Genomic DNA, 24880 nt, shown 5'->3' on the forward strand with positions numbered 1-24880 from the left:
CGTTTCGCCAGTGGCTCACGCTGAGAGTTAAATTGGTTAAAAATATTTTAAAGAATTAATATTCATAAATCATGAGTTACACTCAAAAGCAAATTACGGACGCTTTAAAATTGGTTCAATATCCTGGTACCGATAAGGATATCATGGGGTTGGATATGGTTCGTAATATTAAAATTGAAGGAAAGAAAATTGGTTTCGATTTGGTATTCCAAAAATCAGACGATCCTAATATCGTTCCATTGAAAAAAGCCTGTGTTTCAGCCATTCTAAAATTTGTTGATAGAGAAGCTGAAATTAAAGGAAACATTAAAGTAAAGGCAATGCATGTGGTTGAAGAACCAAAAGTTTTGCCAAAAGTTAAAAATATTATTGCTGTTGCATCGGGTAAAGGTGGTGTTGGAAAATCAACTGTATCATCGAACCTGGCAGTTGCATTGGCAAAAGCTGGAGCAAAAGTAGGTTTGATTGATGCCGATATTTATGGTCCTTCGGTACCATTGATGTTTGGCGCTGAGTCAGCTCGTCCTAACCTGGTTAATGTTGATGGTAAGGATTTGATTGAACCACACGAAGCTTATGGTGTAAAAATGCTTTCTATTGGTTTCTTTGTTGATCCTGCTCAGGCAACTGTTTGGCGTGGACCAATGGCTTCCAATGCATTAAAGCAGATGATTGAAGAAGGAAACTGGGGAGAGTTGGATTACGTATTAATCGACTTGCCACCAGGAACCAGCGATATTCACCTTACTTTGGTACAAACTGTTCCTGTAACTGGCGCCATTGTGGTAAGTACGCCACAAGAGGTTGCTTTGGCTGATGCCGTTAAAGGAATTAGCATGTTCGAAGGACCAGGTGTTAATGTTCCTGTATTGGGAATGGTTGAAAATATGGCTTGGTTTACGCCAGCTGAATTGCCAGAAAATAAATACTACATTTTCGGTAAAGATGGATGTAAAAAACTTGCTGAAGAAAAAGGAATCGAATTGTTGGGACAAATTCCAATTGTTCAAAGCATTCGCGAAGGTGGTGATAGCGGTAAACCTGCTGCCGTGAACGAAGATTCTGTAGTTGGTATGGCTTTCGCCGATTTGGCAGCTAAATTGAATGCAGCGGTTGATGCTAGAAACCAAAAATCAGCACCAACTGAACGTGTGAAAATTACACGATAAGGATATAAAACCATATAATGAGTAAAGGAGCATTTATTGCTCCTTTTTTTATTCCTTGAATAGAACTATTTTTAGATTTTATTTAATAAATTTCAGCTTTTAGAATAATAAAAATCAATAGATAGCAGTTATACCATTTTGGGAATCTAATAAACTCAGAATAATATCGGTAGCCTTGGTGTTTTAAACACTAAGATTACGGTGTTATCAAACAAAACATTTAGCCTTGACTCGTAAAACAATTCAACAAGCCTTAACGATAATAGCCATTCTGATTTTTGCATATGCATGTTCTAATCAGAAAAATACTTTCATGAGCCGTAAATATCATGCTCTTACCACACATTACAACGTTTATTTTAATGGTAAAGAGAGTTTGAAAGAAGGCCAGCAGAAAATTAAAGACGGACTTCAGGAAAACTATACCATTTTGCTGCCCGTTTTCGAATATCAGGATCCAGCTGCGAGATCTCTGTCTTTTTCTAGCATGGATAGAGCTTTGGAGAAAGCAACAAAGGCAATTAAAGTTCATTCCATTACTCGTAAGCCGAAACGTAAAAAAGGAAATCAATCAGACAAATACAAAGAGTTTCGTAAAAAGAAAGAATACAACAATTGGATTGATGATTGTTACCTGCTGATTGGGAAAGCCCAATTTTACAAGGGAGAATATCACGTTGCCGAGAAAGCTTATGATTTTATCATGAGAGAATATCCTGAGTCGGATTTGGTTCCAGAGGCTAAACTTTGGAAAGCAGTTAGTTTAATTGACAGAGGAGAATTTATTGCAGGTGGTGAAATTTTGGAGAGGCTTTCGAATGACAACAACTTGTCGAAAGATGATTTGGTTCGAATTGAAGCTTTGCATGCCGATGCTGCAATAAGACAAGAGCAATTCGAAGATGCCATTCCTGCATTGGAAAGATGTATTGCCATATCGAAAGATAAACACTCAAAATCAAGATATTACTATTTGTTGGCTCAAATTCACCAAAAGCTAGGTAACCCGAGCGAGGCATCTAGAGCTTTTCAACAGCTGATTGATTTGAATGCAAACTATGAAATGACTTTTAATGCAAAAATCAGCCGTGCTTTGTCCTACACAGGTGCCGAAAATGGAGAAGAAATAAGAAAAGGCTTGCGCAAAATGTTGCGTGATGAGAAGAACAAGGAATACAAAGATCAGATTTACTATGCAATGGCCGAAATGGATGTTGTTGATGAGAATATGGAATCTGCAATTACCAATTATTGGGAATCAACAAAAGTGTCTTTGTACAATGAGAATCAAAAGGCAATTTCGTTCTTAAAGTTGGGTGATTATTATTTTGGAGAGGAAACTTACCCGAAAGCTCAGATGTGTTACGATAGTTCGATGACCTATTTAGGGAGCGATTATCCAAACTACAGAAAAATATCCGAAAGAGTTGGGAATCTTACCGAATTGGTGAATAATCTGAATATGGTTGTTCGCGAAGATAGTTTGCAAAGAGTTGCTTTAATGAGCAAGACTGATAGAGACAAGTTAATTAATAGCTTGATCAAGAGGATTAACGAGAAGGAGAGAGAACAGCAATTAATGGAAGCTGAAGCGCAATCCGATAGAGCTTTCTTTGCTCAAAATAACATGCTGGGAAATAACAATTTCAACAGAAATCAAAGTCAAGGGAATTGGTATTTCTATAATCCAACCAATATAGGTCTGGGTAAATCGGAATTTCAACGCAAGTGGGGACGAAGAAAGTTGGAAGACAACTGGAGAAGAAAGAACAGATCCAATTCATCCATTGAGGATATTGAAATTGCATTAGAGCAAGAGTCGGGCGATGGAATTAGTTCGCAGTCGCAGAAGAAAGATCCTAAGAGCAAAGAGTATTATTTGATGAACTTGCCAATGACAAAGGCGGCTATGGTAAAATCCGACGAGAGAATAATGAAAGGGTTGTACCAGGCTGCATTGGTGTATGAAGAGAAACTGAATAATGAAGAGAAAGCACTTGAAAGTTTGGAAACCTTGTTGGAAAGATTTCCAGAAAATCCATATTTGCTTTCAACCTACTATCATTGTTATGCAATTAATAAATCACTAAACAGATATTCTAAATCGGATTTCTACAAGAATAAAATTTTAACAGAGTTTAAAAATAGTGAGTATGCTAAAGCTTTGAGTGATCCTAATTACCAATCAAAATTGGATGCTAAATATCAAAGAGCACATCAGCTTTATGCTCAGGCTTATGAGGATTTCCAAAACTACTACTATTTTAGAGTGGTTAAGGCTTGTAATGAAGGTCTGTTAAGATATCCGGAAAGTGACCTTCGTCCAAGATTCTTGTTCCTAAGAGCATTGTGTGTTGGAAGAACACAAGACGTTAACGTGTTCAAACAATCACTTGAACAGGTGTTGGAGGCTAATCCAACCAAAGCAATCACCCAAACGGTTAAAGCAATTCTTGCCGGATTGGAGAAAGGAGCTACTCCTGTTATTTACACAGCAAAAGATATGGAATTGGCCCGTCAGAATAGGTTGCTTCGAAACTGGCGACTTGAAGATGAACAGGCTATGGTTGAGCTTAAGGATGATAAACCTAAAAAAGAAAAACCAAAAAGCTTGTACAAGTTTAAAGCTGATGAGGAGCATTATTTTGTGCTGATGTTTTCTAAGCAGGATGGGGATCCGAACAGATCACTGTTTAATGTATCAAGATATAATGCTGATGCCTACAACAGTCGTACTTTTAAAGTAGATCGTTTGTCTTTGGATAAGGATCATATCATGATCATGGTAAAAGGCCTGAAAGACAAAGAAGATGCATTAAATTACTTTAACGGAATTATCACCAGCAATAAGGCGTTTAGTGGACTAGAGGATGTTGATTACAGAAACTTTATCATTTCACAATCGAATTTTGAGATGCTGAAACAAAGCAAAGATGTCGATCAATACCTGAATTTCTACACAAAAAGCTATTTTAATGTAGAACGAAAATCAAAGCAATCTACGGTTAAGAAGGAAGGAAAATTGGTAGCTGTAAACAACAATTCAGATTCTACAGCGTTTGTATTTAATCCGGCAGATAATCACAAGTTTATTCTTTTGGTTCCGGCACGTAAAGTAAATATCGGTAAGTTGAAAAATGACATTTACAATCATGACAAAGATTATAGCGTGCTAAGAGAGCAATACGATGCGGATTTAAATATGATTGTGGTGAATAACATTGGTTCGAAACTTGATGCAATGAACTACTTCAGAAGTTTGGTTTCGAATGATGCAATTTATGCTCAGCTTGAAAAAGTTGATTTCCGAAATTTTGTGATTAGCGAGGAGAATTTCAATAAGTTTTATGTGGAGAAAGCTTTGTTTCCATATTTGGATTTCTTTAAAAAGAATTACCTGGATGCGAAGGATGTTGCTCCGGTTAAGAAAGAGAAGAAAGTTGTTCAAGATGGAATGTATCAGTTCAATGAAAAATTGCCACATTATTTCGCCTTGATTTATACAAGAGAGAATGTGAACAAGAAACAATTGTTTTCAGGAATTAAAAGATACAATACCGGACCATTAAAAATTGAAGTTCGTGAGCTGGATGATAAACGTGATGTGCTATTGGTCGTGAACATGAGAAGCAAAAAGCAGGCAATGATGTATTTCCGAGCTATTGTTACCAATCGCGATTTGTTTGCACCTGTGGAAAAAGTGGGATATCGCAATTTTGTGATTTCCGATGAGAACTTTAAGGTATTTGAGAAAGATGGAGATACGGCAAAATATCTTCAGTTCTTCAAAAAATACTATTTGAAATAGATTTTTGGGTTGATTTAATTGTGTAAGCGTGAAAGAGAATACGATACTTTGGGTTGATGATGAGATAGAGTTGTTAAAACCTCATATTATTTTTTTAGAGGAAAAAGGATACGAAGTGGTATCGTGTAACAATGCTTACGATGCGCTCGATTTGGTAAAAGAATCGCACTTTGATTTGGTATTATTGGATGAAAATATGCCAGGAATGAGTGGACTGGAAGCGCTAAGTGAAATCAAATCGATTGATTCAGCCTTGCCTATTGTAATGATTACAAAAAGCGAGGAAGAAGACATTATGGATGAGGCAATCGGTAAACAAATATCCGATTACCTGATTAAGCCTGTAAACCCAAAGCAAATTTTGCTTACACTTAAAAAGCACATCGATAAAAAGCGATTGGTTTCTGAGAAAACCACCATGGCCTATCAATCGAAGTTTGGGCAAATGGGAATGGAAATTAACGATTGTCGCAATTTTGATGATTGGATGAAGATGTATCGAAAGTTGGTGTTTTGGGAATTGGAACTATCCAACATCGAAGATTCTGGGATGGATGAAATTCTAAGAATGCAGAAAACCGAGGCCAATAATCTGTTCGCCCGCTTTGTAAAGAAAAATTACCTTTCCTGGATGGATCCGGATGAAGAGGACAAACCATTGCTTACACCCAATGTATTCAAAGAAAAAGTTTATCCATTGCTGGATCAGGGACAAAAGGTAGCCTTTATCTTAATTGACAACCTGCGTTACGATCAGTGGCAAACCTTGTATCCAGTAATCAGCGATTATTTTGTGTTGGAAGATGATTCGATGTATTATTCTATTCTTCCAACGGCTACTCAGTATGCGCGTAACTCAATGTTTTCTGGTTTAACTCCTTTAGAAATTAAAAAAAGGCATCCGCAACATTGGATTGATGAGGACGAAGAAAGCAGCAAGAACATTCATGAGGAAGATTTTATTGGATTCCAATTGAAGCGTCATTATAAGGATTACACCTATCATTACGAGAAAATTAACAATGAAAAAATGGGAGCAAAGGTTTTGGATAACCTAAAGTCCATTTTAAATTCTCAATTAAGTGTTTTCGTATACAATTTTGTTGACATGCTTTCTCATGCCAGAACCGAAAGTGAAATGATTCGAGAACTGGCAGCAGATGAGGCGGCATATCGATCATTAACCTTATCATGGTTCGAGCATTCGATGTTGCTAGAGTTGATTAAAAAGTTATCGGAACAGAATATAAAGCTCGTAATTACTACCGATCATGGTTCCATTCGTGTGCAAAATCCGGTAAAAGTAATTGGCGATAGACAAACCAATACCAACCTGCGTTATAAGCAAGGAAAGAACCTGAATTATAAGTCGAAAGAGGTTTTTGAGGTTACAGAACCACGAAAAGCGAACTTACCGCAAGTAAATGTTAGTTCTTCTTATATCTTTGCATTCGGAGAGGACTTTTTGGCTTACCCGAACAATTTTAATTATTACAGCTCTTATTATCGAAATACTTTCCAACATGGAGGAATTTCTTTGGAAGAGATGATTGTTCCGCTGGTTACTTTAAGTCCTAAGAAAAATTAAAACACAAAGATTTAGCAGGAAATGACGGAATTAAAAATCAATTCGCTGGAAGAAATTAACTCTGTTGCAGCTGAATTTATTAAGCTGGTAGGAGATAAAAGAATTTTTGCAATGCATGGAGCTATGGGTGTTGGTAAAACAACATTTGTAAAAGCCATTTGCGAAGAAATGGGTGTTCAGGATACCATTAATAGTCCTACATTTGCTATCGTAAATGAATATCATACAGCTAAGGAAAATATCATTTATCATTTCGATTTTTATAGAATTGATGATGTTCAGGAAGCTTATGATTTTGGGTATGAGGATTATTTCTATAGTGATGCCATGTGTTTTATTGAGTGGCCTGAAAAAATTGATTCAATTTTACCAAATGATACTGTAGAAGTTCACTTCACAGAAGAGTCGGATGGTACTAGAAGTATTCGCATACATTAAGATATCATTTTCGATTCCATTTATCGAAGTTTGATATTGATTATACTAAAGCATTATAATGGTTGTTTTTTAGCGACCATTTTTTTGTGCCTTTCGCAAAAAGTTGCGAACACTTCCGAAACAATTTGCGAACGCTTCCGCAACTTTTTGCGGACACTACGTTTTTATAGCCGGAACAGTAGCATTTAATTTTGCATACAGTACGTCAGAATTGATTCGTACCGTGAAAGACATTAAATTAAAATGTAATTGTTGTGGATATCATATCGGCTGAACTAAAAAAAGCCAAAATTTTCTTAAATTGTAAGGGCTTACTTAAAGTAAGTGTTCTATTAAATTACAAGATAGCATATGGCGCCGTTAAGTGAAGGATCAAAGAACTTTCCACTAGGTCATGAATTTTATCAGCCTAAGGAAGAAATGTTGGAATTAGAACGCCGACGCAAGCAATTGGTTATTGGTATACCCAAAGAGGAATACCGAGGTGAAAATCGTGTTTGCCTTACTCCGCAATCAGTGGAGTTGTTGGTAAACAATGGCCATGAAGTGGTTCTTGAGCGAGGAGCTGGTTTGGCATCGAACTATACCGATAAAGAATACAGCGAAAACGGTGCACGTATTGTTCTTGAAAAAAAGGAAGTGTATCAGTGCGATACTGTAATGCAGGTTTCTCCATTTTCAAGTGCTGAAATTGATATGCTACGAGGCAATCAAATTTTATTTTCGGCTCTTCAAATCAAAAGTCAATGTGGCGAGAATGTTCGCAAATTGATGCAGAAAAAAGTAACTGCAATTGCTTTAGAGTTGGTTAAAGATCGAGACAATTACTATCCGGTTGTGCGATCAATGGCAGAGATTGCTGGTATTTCATCCATTATGATTGCAGGAGAATATTTGAGTAAGGCACATGGTGGAAAAGGGGTAATGCTGGGCGGAATTACAGGAATTACACCAACCGAGGTTGTGATATTGGGCGCAGGTACTGCTGCTGAATATGCTACTCGAGCAGCTCTTGGTTTGGGGGCAATGGTTAAGGTCTTCGATGATTCCATTTATCGCTTGCGCAGATTGGAAGATCATTTGGGACATAGAGTATTTACTTCCATTTATCATCCGCAAGTACTTGAAAAGGCTTTGGCTTCGGCAGATGTTGTAATTGGTGCCATTCGAAACCATAAAGAACACATAGGTTATATGGTAACCGAAGAAATGGTGGAGAAAATGAAGGCAGGTTCAATCATTATCGATTTAAGCATTGATCAGGGAGGATGTTTTGAAACTTCGATGCTGACCAATCACAAAGACCCGGTTTATAAGAAATATGGTGTGCTTCACTATTGTGTTCCTAACGTACCATCACATGTAGCTCGAACAGCGTCCTTGGCACTGAGTAACATTTGTGCTCCATTATTGCTGAATATTGGACAGAATGGCGGCGTTCACAAATTCATAAAGAATGATATGGGGCTTCGAAAAGGTACCTATGTGTATCGCGGTATTTTAACCAATAGGAGGTTGGGAGATACCTTTGGAATCCTGGCAAAAGATATTGATTTGCTATTGGCAGCGATGTAAGTTTCTAAGCATTGTTCTTTACGGAGCATTCACTTAATACTTTCTCCACGGCTATGGCAAAACCATCTTTAATTACACTTTCAGTTACCTGATATTTGTCTTTTAATTCAAGTGGAGCATTGTCAACTACATAGCTGTGCTTTCCCCATTCTAAAAGATCGATGTCATTGTAGTCATTGCCGATTACGAAGGAATCACTTGCATTTATTTTTAAACGCTGGCACAACCATTCGCAGCCATGTCCTTTCGAAATGTGCAAAGGGAAAATTTCCATCCAAATGGATTCATGATCCAATGGAGAGGTCGCTCTTATGATTTTAATGTTATCAAATTTGGTTTTAAGCTCTTCAAACCAAGCTTCCTTGTTAGGCAGAATTGCCAAGATTTGGCAAGCATCTCGCTTTGTATCCTGAATGTTACCAACAGGCGTAGAAAATTGTTTGTACAGATTTAATCTTCTGTCGAAATCGGAATTTTTATTTCCCGTTTTGTAATACCAGAATTGGTGATTGTTTGGAATAGGATCCAGAATCATAAAATCAATTTCATGATCAACTAAGATTTTGGAAAGTTCCAGAACTTCATCAGCTTCAATTTGCTGAGAATAGATCAAATCTTTGCTTTTCCAGTCCATAATTCCGGCACCAGAAGAGAAAATCAGGTAATCGATAGGAAAATCTTCAGGTAAAACAGCCATTGCAGAATATAGAGTTCGACCTGTGGCAATTACTCTTGTAATTCCCGATTCTTTAAGTTGTTGCAAGCATTCATAATTTCTAGTGCTAACCTCACCCATTGATGGCAACAAGGTTCCATCTAAATCGCTTACTACAATTCTAATCTGATCTGTCATACATTCTCGTTTTAGCCAACAGCTAAAATTACATTTTTAAGTTGAAAGATAATTACAGAATTGGGTTAAATTAAAAATAAGCTCTCAACTCCATGCTGCCAACATGTATGGTTTTTCCTCCTTCACTCTGACGCCCGTTATAAGATATATTCATTTGGAATACTTTGGATAATTGTTGGTTGTACCCCAAGTTCCAGGTTGAGTTGTTGCCAGGTAAAAATCCTTCCAACATTTCGTATGCGATTGAAGTATTTGAATCGGAATTGTATTCCAGATTAAGGAAGTTGATTGCAGCCTGAAGTTTTCCTGTTTTTGTAAGTGCATATTGACAATTGGCACCCAGGTTGTGAGTTTTTGATTTCTCAGTAGCTAATTTGTTATCTTTTTGTTGATAGGTGTAGCTTAATCCAAATTGAAACACAAGACTGGTTTGGAATTTTAATTGGAGCTCGTTTTTGATCTCTTTTAAGCGATAGTTTTGATTGGTAAATCCTTCCTGGTAAAGGCTTTTGGTGCCGAAATCTATACGGTTCGAAATTTGACTTGATTTGCCAATGTTCCAGTTGTAACGGAATCCGTTTTGTTCTAACTTTCGTCTTTCAACCCCTTGTGTAAGTAGCTGTTTGTTTCTGCTGCTTAAATGAATAATATCCCAATTGGTTTTCGATTTTGGTTTTCGGTAGGAGAAAGTATTCTGAAAGCTGGAATTCACAGTAATTAAATTCTCGTCAGAAGCATAAGATTGGAAGGGGTTGGCATAAAGATTAAAATCATTATCCAAACTTTTCTTAGATAAACGATAAGCAAAACGGTTGCTAAATCGGGAAATGAACGAACCAAAGCTCGATTTTGTTTTTAAACGCCTAAGTCGCAAATTAAATACCTGTCTAAAATCGCTGGTATAAACTTTATTGTAATTGTTCGTGTTGGTAGCAATTCTAATGTAGTTGGCTTCGTCTTTAAACGAGGCGATTTCGAATTCATTCAATTCTTTTACATCATTGTTATTGTAATCGGTCCAGCGGTAAACGCCTCTTCCATCATTTACTTCAAAATATGAAAATTCCTTTTCACTTTCTAATCCTGAACCCAATTCGTAGTAAGTAGAAGTTTGCAACAATCCTTTTTTAACTTTGGCCTGATGTTCCAGCTTTCCAAGGAAGGTATTTTCCGGTTTTTCGTTGCCAATAGCATTTTCACTAATCTTTAATCGACGGTAAATACTTTCGATTTTTAGTTGGTGCTTCCTGTTCTTTTTAAGCCAGATTTTACCCCCAAAATCCTCTGATTCACTTTGGGTTTTTAACTCATTATCCAATGGAAGAAAATCTTTTCGTTTGCGATAATAGGCTTGAAATTGATTTTCAGTAGAATCCTGATTTTCGATATATAATTTATAAGAATAAAAGGAGAAGCTACTCGCCAATAGATTTTTGTTTTCAGAATTTTCAATCTGATTGTTTTCATTTTCTGTTTCAAGTCCGATTTTGGCAATTTTTGTTGAGTATGCAGCATTTAATGTGTGTCGATAAAATTTGCTTTCCAGATTTTTCTGATCGGTACTTAATAAATTGCCATTGAACTGTATAGAGTGCCTATTTTTCTGATAATCGAAGTTTAAATTTTGATTAACACCTCTGTAATCAGATTCTCTTTTTAGTACAGATATATTATGAGTAATTGAACCCCAATTTGCATTGATGAATTGATTTACCAAGGCAATGTGGTTTTCATTGTTCTTATTGGCACTTTCTTCAATATTCCAATCTCTATTGAATTCAACCGACCTAAAATTCTCTATTTGCTCAAAGTTTTTCTGCATAAAATGCATGTTGAGTTGAGTGTTCAAAAACTTAGTTGTGTCAGCAATCAAAGTTTTTTTAGCCAAGGAAAATTCTGCTGCAATTCCTTGATTATCGCCATCATCAATTGAAGAGAATGTGTTTAAATCTTTATTGCTTAAGGCAATTTCAAATCGAGAATTGAATGTATCGGATAGCTTATAATCGGCTCCTAAGCTTAGCATTTGTTGCTTTTGTGGAGTGATTAATTTCGATACTGGAGCATAATCGCCTTGCGAGATTCCATCTATTGGATCAACCCATTGATAAATTCTACCATTTGCTACGCTATTAACTTGAATGTAATTCCCTCCATTGCTTCCTACAAAAGAGAAATTCACCCTGTATATTGCTTCTTCAGGTGTTGTAGAGTATTCGTATATCGAGTAAGCTACTTCGCCCACAGTTTTGGAAACTTTTCGATACAGAACAAAATCATTGGAATATTCAACTACCTCTTCGTTTGGTACCAAGGCCAAATCAAGATTATCGCCAATATTGCTTAATAGCTGTTTATCTTCCTGGCTTAGGGTTTGATCCAATGGTTGATTCTTGCTATCCTGTTCATGGTAAATGTTGAACCAAATTTTCCCTTTTTGGGTTTTGTACTCATTGGCATTAAAAATCAGGTAACGAGAATAGTTCTTTTCGGAATATTCAAATTCCACAACTATTCGAGAGTTTCTTGTTATTGGTTGTTGAGTGGTAAAACTCAATTCTGCGGTATTGTAATTGATCACATAATCGTAGTTTTCTCCACGCATTAATTTTTTGCCATCCAGAAACACTTTTTCCGAACCCGCGAGAACTACAATATAGCTTTCATTATTCACACCAGTTAATCGGTATGGACCTTGAATTCCTTCCGACCCGGGAATTTCCATTCTTCTGAATTTCCCTTTGGCAATTGAAGCGCTAATTGTTGATTTCAACTCGTTGCCGTTCTTGTTTCTGCTGATTAAACCGGAAAACTTCCCTCCTTGAACCTTTTTATAGAAGCGCATAAAATTTCCTTCCGGCGATTCAATTTCGTAGTCACCAAGAGTAAGTTCCTTGGTATCATCAAAAAGCTTGATGTAAATTCTATCAAAATCCTGAATGGATTGCGTATTTCCATCGGGCTGAATAGGAATGTTATTGTCAGAAATGGCAGCAAGAATATTGACATCATCACTCAATTTTCCTGATAACTGAAGGTTTAAATTGGAGTTGGTAACTACATCCTGATTGTTTCCATATGAAATGCCCCTGGAATAATTTCCTTGTTTTTGCAACTGACTATCGTTGAGAATACCTCTGTTGCTATAATTTCTTACCGTTGAAAATACTCTTGGTCTTGCATCTCCAGCCAGGTTAATTTCGGATAGATTTCTTGTGTATATTGGCTTACTGATATTGTAATTGTATATTCTATATTTAATAAGGATTGAATCACTGATTTCCTTTAGTTTTGGATTGGGGATCAGTTCTCCTTTTGCTGAATTAATTTGATACCAATCTTTTTGTATTTCTTTCTTATTATGGAAGAGCTTTACGGTAGCTGGTAAAATAATTAAGGAGTCTAGCTGTATGGTATCTCGATTGACTAAAATTCTTTTTGATCTTAGATTGTTTTGAGAGAGCCCGATCTGCTTAAGACCAAAACAAAGAAGTAATATGATGAAAATCCGAAGTTTCAATAGAAGATATTCTTTAAGCTGACTTTAGGTATAAAATGATTCGCTTCATTAATAACGAAATCTGATCTTTAAAATTATTAGTTTTGCAGAGAATAAATATAGCGAAGCTGTTCCGTTAAACATTAATTTTTTTCAAATATGGTTCTTTTTTACAACCTGTCGATTCGATTGTATGTTCTTTTAATTAGAATTGCTGCATTTTTTAATCCCAAAGCCAAACAATGGGTTGTTGGTAGAAAGGGCGTATTTAAGAAGCTTCAAGAGGCAATTCGTGGTGAAGAAGATATTATTTGGTTTCATTCTGCCTCATTGGGAGAGTTTGAGCAAGGAAGACCAGTTATTGAAAATTTTAAGGAGAAGTATCCTAACAGTAAAATTCTGCTAACATTCTTTTCTCCTTCGGGTTATGAAGTTCGTAAAAATTACGAAGGAGCTGATTATGTTTTTTATTTGCCCCCGGATTTTGCAGGAAATGCAAAGCGTTTTATGGACATTGTAAATCCTAGGATGGCATTTTTTATCAAGTATGAGTTTTGGCATCATTATTTGAAAGAGTTGAAGAAAAGAAATGTGCCGACTTATATTTTCTCAACGATTTTCAGACCAGATCAGTTGTTTTTTAAAGTGTATGGAGCTTTTCACAGGAGAATGCTAAGTGCATTTACCCATTTGTTTGTGCAGAACCAGGAATCGGTTGATTTATTAAATAGTATTGGCCTTTCGAATGTAACACTTACTGGTGACACCCGATTTGATCGTGTATATACAATTGCAACTGGTTCTAAAACTTTACCAAAAGTAGAGGGCTTTGCACAAGGTAAGGAAGTGCTTATTGCGGGTAGCACCTGGCCAAAAGATGAAGAGAATATCATCAAATATTTAAATGAGACTAAAAATTCCTACAAGTATATTATTGCTGCGCACGAAGTAGATGAAGATCATATCAACAATATTACTTCTAAAATTCAAAAAACATGGGTGAGATATACCAAGGCAACAAAAGAAGAAATTGATGCTGCAGAAGTATTGGTGATTGATTGCATTGGAGTTTTATCTTCATTGTATCGATATGGAACGGTTTCCTATATCGGAGGAGGATTTGGAAGAGGAATTCACAACACTTTGGAGGCAGCTACCTTTGGATTGCCCGTAATATTTGGACCAAATTATCACAAATTTCAAGAAGCAAAAGATCTTATTGAAATAGGTGCTTCAAAATCTTATGAAAACTATTCTGAATTGAAAAATCTTCTTGATAACTTCTACGAAAATTCAGAAAAAAGAAATTATTCAGGGCTTCAATCTAAAAATTACGTAGATAGAATGCGTGGAGCTAGCGATAAAATTTTATCTGAAATTCAGGTCTGATTTCATTGTCTTTTTTGAATGCTCAGGTTTTACTGGGGGTGCCACGTTTTTGACATTGTAATTTTATAAATCGCCTTAAAATGGTGATGAATGGATTTGTTTAAATCGAGAAGTTTTATTATCTGAGAAGAGGCGTTAGTTTTTCTTTTTGGACAACTTTTCAAAAAAATAAAAAAGTTAAAGTTTGCCAAATCAATAAATTAACATGTTTTTGTGGATAACTTTTCATTAAAAAAAGATTTTGTTGTTGTACGGTAAGGGTGCTTTGTGTAACTTGCATATTACAAAAATGGACCGGGTAAAGCCGGTCATTTTGCTGATATATAGAGACAAGTTATTCGCAGTAAGAACCACTTTTTTGAGAACCTGAATGGAAGTTAAAGAGAAGCAACAACAAGGAGAAAAAATGAAAGAGACTTTCAACCCTGAAGAAGCCTTTCAAGCGTCTTTTAAATATTTTAATGGTGATGAGTTGGCAGCACGTGTTTGGTTGAACAAATATGCACTGAAAGATTCGTTCGGAAATATTTATGAAAAGACCCCGGATGATATGCACCACAGAATTGCAAGTGAAATTGCAAGAATTGAAAAGCGTTATCCGAATCCGCTAAGCGAAGAAGAAATTTTCGCTGTACTTAAAGACTTTAAATATATCGTTCCACAAGGAAGCCCTATGTCTGGAATTGGTAACAAATTCCAAATAGCATCTTTGTCTAACTGTTTTGTGATTGGTAATGATGGAGACTCCGATTCATATGGTGGAATCATGAAGATCGATCAGGAACAAGTTCAATTGATGAAACGTAGAGGTGGAGTTGGACACGATTTATCTCACATCCGTCCTAAAGGTTCACCGGTTAAAAATTCAGCTTTAACTTCAACAGGAGTTGTTCCTTTTATGGAGCGTTATTCAAACTCAACAAGAGAGGTTGCACAAGACGGTCGTCGTGGAGCTTTGATGTTAAGTGTTTCTGTAAAGCACCCAGATTCGGAAGAATTTATTGATGCTAAAATGGAGCAGGGTAAGGTTACCGGAGCAAATGTTTCTGTGAAAATTCATGATGAGTTTATGCAGGCAGTATTGGATGGTAAACCATACACTCAACAATACCCTATTAATGCAGAAAATCCAACTTATAAAAAAGATATAGATGCAGGAAAGCTTTGGAACAAAATTGTTCACAATGCTTGGAAATCTGCAGAGCCAGGAATTTTATTTTGGGATACTATTGAAAATGAATCGGTACCTGATTGTTATGCTGATCTAGGTTACAGAACTGTTTCTACAAATCCTTGTGGTGAGATTCCTTTGTGTCCATACGATAGCTGTCGTTTGTTGGCAATTAACTTGTACAGCTATGTTGAGAATCCGTTTACTAAAAAAGCGAAATTTAATTTCGATTTGTTCAAGAAACATGTAGCTCTTGCGCAAAGAATCATGGATGATATCATCGACTTGGAATTGGAGAAAATTGATGCAATTATCGAAAAGATTGATTCAGATCCAGAAGGAAGTGATATTAAAAGAGTAGAAAAAGATCTTTGGACCAATATCAAAACCAAAGCGAACGAAGGTAGAAGAACAGGTGTTGGTATTACTGCTGAAGGTGATATGATTGCAGCTCTTGGAATGCGTTATGGTAGCGATGAAGCTATTGATTTCTCAGTAGAAGTTCACAAAACTATTGCTGTTGAAGCTTATCGTTCATCTGTTTATTTGGCTAAGGATCGTGGATCTTTCGATATTTTCGACATCAAGAGAGAAAGTAAAAACCCATTTATTTTGCGTTTGAAAGAGGCTGATGAGAGTCTTTATGCAGATATGCAAAAATATGGTCGTAGAAATATTGCTTGTTTGACCATTGCTCCAACAGGAACAACAAGTTTGATGACTCAAACTACTTCAGGTATTGAGCCGGTATTTATGCCTGTTTACAAGCGTAGAAGAAAAGTAAATCCTAACGATAAAGATGTAAGAGTTGACTTTGTAGATGAGGTTGGTGACAGCTGGGAAGAATTTGTTGTATTCCACCACAAATTTGTGACTTGGATGGAAGCAAACGGAATAAACGCAGCACAGCACTTCACAAACGAGGAAGTTGATGAATTGGTGAAAAAATCACCTTACTATAAAGCTACTTCGAACGATGTGGATTGGGTACAGAAAGTGCGCATGCAGGGTAGAGTACAGAAATGGGTAGATCACTCGATTAGTGTAACTGTAAACTTGCCTTCAGATGTGCCAGAATCATTGGTTGGTGATTTGTATGTTGAAGCATGGAAGAGCGGTTGTAAAGGTTGTACAGTATACCGTGACGGATCTCGTTCAGGCGTATTGATCTCTAATGATAAGAAAGAAGAAGAGGCTAAAGTTGTACCAGAAAAACGTCCTGCTGAATTGGAAGCAGAAGTTGTACGTTTCCAAAATAACAAAGAAAAATGGATTGCCTTTATCGGTTTATATAAAGGACAGCCTTACGAAATTTTTACCGGTATTGCTGATGATGAAGAAGGTATCTTGTTGCCAAAATCAGTGAATAAAGGTATTATCATTAAGAGAAAGGATGATGAAGGGAATACTCGTTACGACTTCCAATTCTGTAACAAACGAGGATTCAAAACCACATTCGAAGGTTTATCATACAAATTTGACAAGGAATACTGGAACTATGCAAAACTGATTTCAGGTGTATTGCGTCATGGTATGCCAATTGAGCAAGTGGTAAATCTTGTTTCAGGTCTTCAGTTAGATAGTGAAAATATTAATACCTGGAAAAACGGTGTTGAGCGTGCACTTAAAAAGTACATTCCGAATGGAACCAAAGCCAAAGGTATGAAATGTACTGATTGTGGTTCAGATCATATCATTTATCAGGAAGGTTGTTTAATTTGCCAGTCTTGTGGAACATCAAAATGTGGATAACCACTTTATAAATAACAAACCACTTTTAAATAAAGGAGTCTTTTAAGGCTCCTTTTTTTTATTTCAAGTTTTCAAAATGGTTACTCTGTCTGTTTTGAACTGTAAGTAAAATTGTTTTAAAACACTTGTTTTGTAAGTAAAAAATCTTATTTTTGTTTCAATCAGTTTAGATTTCAGTTTTAAAACTTATAAATATAAAGTTGACTTCAATGTCAACAATACTGAGTTCAAGAAATTGACATACGACTGTTTAAATTTATTTCTGTTGTTAGGGCTTTTCATTGAGAAGCCCTTTTTTACTTTGTGTGTAAAAAAGTTCATATTAGATTCGGATTTTTTTTGTCTTATCATAAAATATTCTAACTTTGGTATAAGACAATGAATTAACAAATAAAAAAGACGAAATAGCATATGAATTTCTCCTCTGAATACAACTGGGAAGGTAAAGTGTTACTTGTGGCAGAAGATGAAGATTTTAATTATATCTTTCTGGAAGAAGTACTCACGGATACCAATGCTCGTTTAATTCGAGCTAAAGATGGAGAAGAAGCCATTCGTCTTTTTGAGTCCAATCCTGAAATTGATTTGGTGTTAATGGATATGCAAATGCCTGTAATGAATGGTTATGATGCTACCCGAAACATCAAGAAATTAAATCAGCAAATTCCTATTATTGCACAAACGGCTTATCATTATGGTGAAGCATACGAAGAGATTATGGCTGCAGGCTGTGATGATTTTGTAACAAAACCTATTGATATTAACGGCCTAAAGGATGTGATTGCCCGATTTATTTAATTTTAAGCAGTTTCTTAATTTTCTACATTAAATTTCTTTTTCCATTTTCTTATCTTTGCTGCGAAATTAACGGATATAAAAATGAGCGAAAAGAAAGTCAGAGTTCGATTTGCACCAAGTCCGACCGGACCGTTGCATATGGGTGGTGTAAGAACAGCCTTATTTAACTATTTATTTGCGAGAAAGCACAATGGTGAATTTTTGTTGCGTATCGAGGATACCGATCAAACAAGATATGTTCCAGGAGCTGAGGATTATATTGTAGAAGCATTAAAATGGTGTGGAATTACAATTGATGAGGGAGCTACCGTGGGAGGTGAATATGGTCCTTATCGTCAGTCGGAACGTAAGCCAATGTATCGTGAGTATGCCGATAAGCTGATTGCTTCGGGAGATGCTTATTATGCATTTGATACTCCAGAGGAATTGGATGCTATCCGTAAGAAGTGCGAAGAAGAAAAGAAGACTTTTATATACAATCACGAAACTCGTGAAAATTTGAATAACTCATTGGCGTTGCCTGCCGAAGAGGTTCAAAGAAAGATTGAAGCGGGTGAAGCATATGTAGTTCGTTTTAAAATGCCAGTTGGCGAGGAATTACACATGGATGATGAAATTCGTGGTCATGTAGTATTCAATACATCTACTTTGGATGATAAAGTATTGTTCAAATCAGATGGAATGCCAACTTACCATTTGGCAAATGTGGTAGATGACTATTTGATGAAGATTTCTCACGTAATTCGTGGTGAGGAATGGTTGCCATCAATGCCATTACACGTGTTGCTTTACAGACAATTAGGATGGGGTGAAGATATGCCTAAATTCGCACACTTGCCGTTAATTTTAAAGCCAGTTGGTAAAGGAAAATTAAGCAAGCGTGATGGCGATAAGTTAGGTTTCCCAGTGTTCCCATTGTTGTGGACTGATCCGAAAAGCAATGATATTTCTTCAGGATACCGTGAAGATGGATATTTCCCGGAAGCTTTCGTGAACATGTTGGCTTTCTTGGGTTGGAACCCGGGAACTGAGCAGGAAATCTTCTCAATGGAAGAGCTTTCACAAGCATTCTCATTGGAGAGAGTTAATAAATCAGGTGCGAAGTTCGATCCTGAGAAAACCAAATGGTACAATCGTCAATACCTGGTGAATAAATCAGATGAAGAGATTGGTAACCTATTTACTGAAGAGGTACTAAAAGCAAAAGAGATTGAAGCTGATCAAGCTGTTGTGAACCGTGTATGCGGAATGGTGAAAGATCGTGTAGATTTTATTGCTGAACTTTGGGATCAGGTGAATTTCTTCTTCGAAGCTCCAAAAGAGTACGATGCGAAGACCATGAAAAAAGGATGGAAAGCTGATACACCTGAATTAATGACCGAATTAAAAGGCATTTTGGAAGGCATTGAAGACTTCTCATCAGCAAATACAGAGGAAGTAGTTAAAGAATGGATCACTTCAAAGGAAATTGGCTTTGGAAAAGTGATGAACCCATTCCGTTTGGCTATGGTAGGTGCAGGTAAAGGCCCTCACATGTTCGATATCATCGAAATTCTTGGAAAAGAAGAAACCATTGCTCGTTTGGATTTTACAATGGAGAATATCAAAAAATAGATCATTATTTAAAGATATAAGAAGGGCTGTCAATTCATGATTGACAGCCCTTTTCTTTTAGTATAATGTGATTTAGCCTCTGCGTCTTTCCAAAAGAATCATCATCATAAGACTCAACATGATTCTGTCATCATCTTCCTCGTTCATTTCTCCCAATTTTGTCAATTCGAATCTACGACCAAAGAAGGAAGGCATCTTTTTCAAGCGAATAATTTCTTGTTCATCCTGATCTTTCACAATGTAAGATGGATTGAAAAGGTAACCAGTAAGAATTCCCAATACAGGAACTTGCGATAGAATTGAATCCAATACCTTGATCCAGCCATTCTCTTCGCGAATATTGTATTTCTCTTGTTCGCTACCGTTAAATATTTTGTATTCCGCTTTCCAAATGGATTTCCATCCCTTTCGAACCACCTTACCAAATTCTTTTTGATCTTCATCCAAGAACTTATAGGCAGTAGAAAAATCTAACCACTTATCGGCTTTAATGCTATAGTTTTGTTTTGTACGGCTTTCGTCACTATAAATTTGGATATCCTCTTTTAGCTTGAACATTTTCTGGCGAACGTAAGCTAATGTTTTACCATCGGCATCGGTAGCCGTAAAATCGTTGGCAATGGTAGAAACTTTGAATTCAAAGTTTACCGGGAATTGTATTTTTTGCATTTGATGTGATTATAATTAATGAGGACGGCAAAATTAGATAAAGAGTTTTACTGAACAAAACAAAAATATTATAAATACACAATAAGAATGAACTGTTTTAGCCATGGCAATTGAATAGGGTTTTATAAAATTGTCAATTCAAATTTCTACAAATATCAATTGCCCCATGAATTACTCCGGGTTTTAACCCAGGACAATGGATATAAAAAAACCTGTCAGGATTCTAAATCCTGACAGGTTTGTATTTTATCTAGCTACAGCTAAAAATTATTTCTTCTTCTGAGCTTTTGCCCAAGAATCTTTTAGCGATACAGTACGGTTAAAGATCAATTGATCAGCATTGGTATCCTTATCAACCGAGAAGTATCCCAAACGTGTAAACTGGAAGTGATCTTCAGCCTTAGCATCTTTCAAGCATGGTTCAACGTAGCAGTCTTTCAAAATCTCCAATGAATCAGGATTAATGAAATCCTTGAAATCTTTGTCCTTGTGTCCATCAGGAGCTTCGTCGTTAAACAAACGATCGTAAACGCGAACTTCAGCTTTAGCTGCATGTTTTGCAGATACCCAGTGAAGTGTACCTTTAACTTTACGCTTGCTCTCTTCGGTTCCGCTACCACTCTTCGATTTAGGATCGTAAGTACAGTGAATTTCGGTGATGTTTCCATCAGCATCATACACCGCTTTCTCGCACATTACAATGTAACCTGCCTTTAAACGAACCTCGCGACCCGGAGTCATTCTAAAGAATTTGCGTGGTGCATCTTCCATAAAGTCGTTGCGCTCGATATACAATTCACGCGAGAATGGAATTTCGCGAGTTCCTGCATTCTCATCTTCCGGATTGTTATCAATGGTCAACCACTCTTCTTCTCCTTCGGCATAGTTGGTGATTACCAATTTTACCGGATCCAATACACCCATTACACGAGTTGCAGTTTTGTTCAAGTCTTCGCGAACACAGAACTCCAGTAAAGAAACATCAATAACATTGTTACGTTTTGCTACACCAATGGTATCGGCAAAGTTGCGAATAGCTGCAGGAGTATAACCTCTACGACGCAAACCAGAAACGGTTGGCATTCGTGGATCGTCCCATCCATTTACATGACCATCGGTAACCAATTCCAATAACTTACGCTTACTCATTACTGTATAGCTTAAGTTTAAGCGAGCAAATTCGCGCTGCTTAGGTCTGTATTCAGTATCAGTAATGTTATCGATAAACCATTCGTAAAGCGGACGGTGAACTTCGAATTCCAATGTACAAATTGAGTGAGTAATTCCCTCGATATAATCCGACTCGCCATGAGCATAGTCGTACATTGGGTAAATACACCATTTGTCGCCAGTACGGTGATGATGCGCATGCATAATACGATACATCAACGGATCGCGCATGTGCATGTTTGGTGAAGCCATATCGATTTTAGCACGCAATACTTTTTCACCATCCTTGTATTCACCATTCTTCATTCTTGCGAACAAATCAAGGTTTTCCTCAACGCTGCGGTTACGGAAAGGACTTTCGGTTCCCGGAACTGTTGGACTTCCTTTTTGCTCTGCAATTTGCTCAGCAGTCTGATCATCAACATAGGCTTTGCCATCTTTGATTAACTGAACTGCCCAATCGTATAACTGATCGAAATAATCAGAAGTATAATGTGGTTCACCTTCCCATTCGAAACCCAACCATTTGATGTCTTCCATAATAGAATCAACATACTCTGTATCTTCCTTAACTGGGTTGGTATCGTCGAATCGTAAATTACATTTTCCCTGGTATTGTTGGGCAAGGCTAAAGTTTAGGCAAATTGCCTTTGCATGACCGATGTGAAGATACCCATTTGGTTCTGGTGGGAATCGGGTGTGTACTCTTCCATCATTTACATTGTTTTGCAGATCTTCCTCGATGATCTGTTGGATAAAATTCAGAGATTTTTCGTTAGCACTCTCTTCCTTTACAGTTTTGTTATCCATGTTTTTCAATTTAAAATGATACAATGATTTGCCTCGGATTCGATTGAATCCTGCCTTGCTTTTCGTTTCGAAATGCACAAACATAAATTTACAATAAATCTTTACATCTGTACCTGTTTGAAAACGAAAAAACAAAAGTAGATAAAATACGCTAAAATCAATTACGATTTAGTAATTACGAATGACGAATTTATTTAAAATTTGAGCTTGCTAAATTTTAATACTCGTAATTCCTCTTTCGTAATTCGTAATTTAATTTCTATTTTCGCCACAAAATATATAAGAACAGACAGATGGGAATTATCGAATTGGAAGGCATGGAGTTTTATGCCTATCACGGATGTTTTAAAGAGGAGCAGATTGTAGGGAACAAGTTCACCGTGTATGTACGCATGGAGTATGATGAAACAAAAGCTGCCAAAAGCGATTACATTGGCGATGCGTTGAACTACCAGCGTGCCTACGAAAAAATTAAGGAGCAACTGCAAATTAAGTCGCATTTGTTGGAGCATGTTTGCCAGCGAATTTTGGATATGTTGTACGAAAACTTCCCAGAATTGCAGCATGCAACGGTAAAAGTATCGAAAATGAACCCGCCAATGGGTGGACAAATAGAAAAAGTTAGCCTTACACTAAGTCGTTAAGCTATTGATAATGCTAAGCTTGCATTGTGGACGTAAAATTTTTGTTACAAAAGCTAGCAAAAAGTTTGCATAGGTAAAACAGAAATTTATATCTTTGCAACGCCTTTAAGGGAGATAGGGTCTCTTGGCCGAGTGGCTAGGCAGCGGTCTGCAAAACCGTCTACGGCGGTTCGAATCCGCCAGAGACCTCTGGAAAATTCGAATAAAACCTCATTTGCTTATGCAGATGAGGTTTTTTGTTTTTATATCATCTAGGCTTGTTAATTTCTTACCATTTATCACACGAAAGAGATAGTAAGAGCGACATTCTGTAACTAGTTTGAACCCATTGGATCAATAGAATGATGGATGATTCATCAAACAAGAGATTTTAAACACTATGGATAGAATAATTAAGATTTCATGGAGAAGTCATCTGAAACACCTAAAAGGCTTATTCTTTTTTTTAGCATTCTTCACACTATTTGCATTCTATCAGTATTCGAAAGGGATACAGCATAATATAGATGCTTTGGTTGTAGTCTTTGCCTTCATGATTGGTTATTCGATTTTAGTTCTATATCTGCATTTGGAGTACTACTTCACCAATAAAGGAGTTAGCTTAACTATTGAAAGGGATAAAATTATTTATTCCAAAAAAGGTGTAGATGAGGAAATAAATTTTCAGGACATTAAGAAAATTAAACGATTCATGACACGCAGGCTATACAATGGCAAACATATGATACTGCCTACAGATTTCTATCACTATACTAAAATCACATTAAGGAATGATGAAAGTTATGTAATAACAAGTTTGCTATTTCCTGATGCGAAGCAGAAGTGGCCTGGAAATGTGGAGCGTAAATTAAAAATTATAACTTTTGTCGACTAAGGCATCTTGTTTTTGTACCATCCAGGCTTGTGAATTTCTTACCATTTATCACAGGAAAGGATTGGTGCGATAGCGGGGTTGGTTTGGCAATATCCGACTCATAATGCTATAATAAAAAAGAGCCCCGAAGGGCTCAATTACTAAAATGTCTGAACTACTCAGCAGCCTCTTCGGCTGGAGTCTCTTGATTTTCCGTTTCCGGACTTGTTTCTTTTTTGCTTTTAATGCGAGGAGCAAGCATCTTGTTGTACTCGTCAACCAGTTGGTTTATCAACTTGGTAATTTTGTCGTATTCGCCGCCACTACTCAAAGTAGCGTAGGCTTGCAAATGGTCCATAAGCTTGCGGTAACTCACTATAATACCCGCTCGCATTTCATTCGATGATGCTTCTGGATGTTCAGCATTTTCTTCTACTCTGGCCAGATAGCGTTGGTTAAAGCTGGTATTAGTGTTCTTTAATTCCGTTGTCCAATCGCTTAGTTTCAAAGCAGCAATTGCATCGATATACTTTTGTTCGCCTTCCCACTTTTCTACCATGCTGCTAATGGTAGAGGTTTCGGCCTGATAATTTAATCGGTCTATATCCCAACCGTAATTATCGAAAAAATTTGCCATTAGAATGGCTGCAGCTCGAATCAAATCATCGTAATGATGGATGTAAGATTTCACTTGTAATTCGATTCCTTGAATGGCACTATCGCGCTTGGCATCCAATTCTTGCAGTTCAGTTGTAATTTCTGAACCCAACTCTTGCTTGTAAAAACTTGCCAGGGTAGCTACCAGTGCATGTAAATCGTCGTACTGCGATTTTACTTTTAATGCCTCTGGATCGTTGGCGCTTAATAGCTGTAAAAAGTTTTGAAAGAATTGAATGAATTCGCTTAGGCGTAGATACCTGTAATTGATTGATAAAAACATAAGTAAATGGTTTTGGTTAGTAAAACTGAATTCAAATTACAAATCTAAAATGAAGAAATAAAGGAAATTATGTATTTTCTACTGTTAAAAATTGTTAAGGAGTCGGCTATCCCTTATGATATGGGCTTTACAGCTTATTG

Annotated in this window: 16 protein-coding genes and 1 tRNA gene; 12 read left to right on the top strand and 5 right to left on the bottom strand. The window is 36.6% G+C overall.

The annotated features are described in order from the left end of the window. Positions 1-71: 71 nt before the first annotated feature. The 5 genes from DF185_RS17675 to DF185_RS17695 all read left to right on the top strand — a co-directional run bounded on the left by DF185_RS17675 (position 72) and on the right by DF185_RS17695 (position 8578). Positions 72-1169 (top strand): Mrp/NBP35 family ATP-binding protein, encoded by a 1098-nt coding sequence (locus DF185_RS17675; protein WP_110362093.1) that lies wholly within the window; start codon positions 72-74, stop codon positions 1167-1169. Between the two features lie 226 nt (positions 1170-1395). Next, complete coding sequence (gene porW, locus DF185_RS17680) at positions 1396-4977, top strand: type IX secretion system periplasmic lipoprotein PorW/SprE (RefSeq protein WP_133250077.1); 3582 nt, start codon at positions 1396-1398, stop codon at positions 4975-4977. A gap of 28 nt (positions 4978-5005) precedes the next feature. Beyond that, entirely contained in the window at positions 5006-6565 is a 1560-nt protein-coding gene (gene porX / locus DF185_RS17685; protein ID WP_110362095.1) for a T9SS response regulator signal transducer PorX, read from the top strand. 21 nt (positions 6566-6586) lie between these two features. Continuing rightward, positions 6587-7003 (top strand): tRNA (adenosine(37)-N6)-threonylcarbamoyltransferase complex ATPase subunit type 1 TsaE, encoded by a 417-nt coding sequence (tsaE, locus tag DF185_RS17690; RefSeq protein WP_110362096.1) that lies wholly within the window; start codon positions 6587-6589, stop codon positions 7001-7003. 351 nt (positions 7004-7354) lie between these two features. Beyond that, on the top strand, positions 7355-8578 hold the full coding sequence (locus DF185_RS17695; protein ID WP_110362097.1) for an alanine dehydrogenase: 1224 nt from the start codon (positions 7355-7357) through the stop codon (positions 8576-8578). Positions 8579-8582: 4 nt separating this feature from the next. Here DF185_RS17695 and DF185_RS17700 read toward each other — a convergent pair whose 3' ends face one another. Next, on the bottom strand, positions 8583-9431 hold the full coding sequence (locus DF185_RS17700) for an HAD family hydrolase (protein WP_110362098.1): 849 nt from the start codon (positions 9429-9431) through the stop codon (positions 8583-8585). A gap of 70 nt (positions 9432-9501) precedes the next feature. Continuing rightward, positions 9502-12951 (bottom strand): DUF8818 domain-containing protein, encoded by a 3450-nt coding sequence (locus DF185_RS17705; protein WP_110362099.1) that lies wholly within the window; start codon positions 12949-12951, stop codon positions 9502-9504. A gap of 138 nt (positions 12952-13089) precedes the next feature. On the opposite strand from DF185_RS17705, the gene DF185_RS17710 reads away from it, so the two are divergent. The 4 genes from DF185_RS17710 to gltX all read left to right on the top strand — a co-directional run bounded on the left by DF185_RS17710 (position 13090) and on the right by gltX (position 19654). Next, positions 13090-14319, top strand: coding sequence for a 3-deoxy-D-manno-octulosonic acid transferase (locus DF185_RS17710; protein WP_110362100.1), 1230 nt, complete (start codon positions 13090-13092; stop codon positions 14317-14319). A 370-nt stretch (positions 14320-14689) separates the two neighbouring features. Then, positions 14690-17242 (top strand): adenosylcobalamin-dependent ribonucleoside-diphosphate reductase, encoded by a 2553-nt coding sequence (locus DF185_RS17715; RefSeq protein ID WP_110362101.1) that lies wholly within the window; start codon positions 14690-14692, stop codon positions 17240-17242. Positions 17243-17653: 411 nt separating this feature from the next. Then, entirely contained in the window at positions 17654-18040 is a 387-nt protein-coding gene (locus tag DF185_RS17720; RefSeq protein WP_110362102.1) for a response regulator, read from the top strand. Between the two features lie 81 nt (positions 18041-18121). Next, positions 18122-19654: a glutamate--tRNA ligase gene (gene gltX, locus DF185_RS17725; protein WP_110362103.1), complete on the top strand. Its 1533-nt coding sequence runs from the start codon at positions 18122-18124 to the stop codon at positions 19652-19654. Positions 19655-19726: 72 nt separating this feature from the next. Here the strand turns inward: gltX and DF185_RS17730 are convergent, their stop codons facing one another. After that, on the bottom strand, positions 19727-20323 hold the full coding sequence (locus DF185_RS17730) for an LURP-one-related/scramblase family protein (RefSeq protein ID WP_110362104.1): 597 nt from the start codon (positions 20321-20323) through the stop codon (positions 19727-19729). Positions 20324-20590: 267 nt separating this feature from the next. After that, positions 20591-22303 carry a glutamine--tRNA ligase/YqeY domain fusion protein gene (locus DF185_RS17735; protein WP_110362305.1) on the bottom strand — a complete coding sequence of 571 codons (1713 nt, stop codon included), beginning with the start codon at positions 22301-22303 and terminating at the stop codon, positions 20591-20593. A 293-nt stretch (positions 22304-22596) separates the two neighbouring features. Here DF185_RS17735 and folB point away from each other — a divergent pair, with 293 nt between their 5' ends. The 3 genes from folB (at position 22597) to DF185_RS17750 (ending at position 23821) form a co-directional block, all read left to right on the top strand. Next, positions 22597-22947 carry a dihydroneopterin aldolase gene (folB, locus tag DF185_RS17740; RefSeq protein WP_110362105.1) on the top strand — a complete coding sequence of 117 codons (351 nt, stop codon included), beginning with the start codon at positions 22597-22599 and terminating at the stop codon, positions 22945-22947. Between the two features lie 118 nt (positions 22948-23065). Next, positions 23066-23136 (top strand) — tRNA-Cys (locus DF185_RS17745). Positions 23137-23326: 190 nt separating this feature from the next. Beyond that, positions 23327-23821 (top strand): PH domain-containing protein, encoded by a 495-nt coding sequence (locus DF185_RS17750; protein ID WP_110362106.1) that lies wholly within the window; start codon positions 23327-23329, stop codon positions 23819-23821. A gap of 154 nt (positions 23822-23975) precedes the next feature. Here the strand turns inward: DF185_RS17750 and DF185_RS17755 are convergent, their stop codons facing one another. Next, the gene (locus tag DF185_RS17755; RefSeq protein WP_110362107.1) at positions 23976-24740 is read right to left on the bottom strand and encodes a DUF6261 family protein; all 765 of its coding nucleotides are present in this window, start codon (positions 24738-24740) and stop codon (positions 23976-23978) included. Positions 24741-24880: the final 140 nt, after the last annotated feature.

It is taken from the genome of Marinifilum breve (assembly GCF_003202155.1).
Classification (GTDB): Bacteria; Bacteroidota; Bacteroidia; order Bacteroidales; family Marinifilaceae; genus Marinifilum; species Marinifilum breve.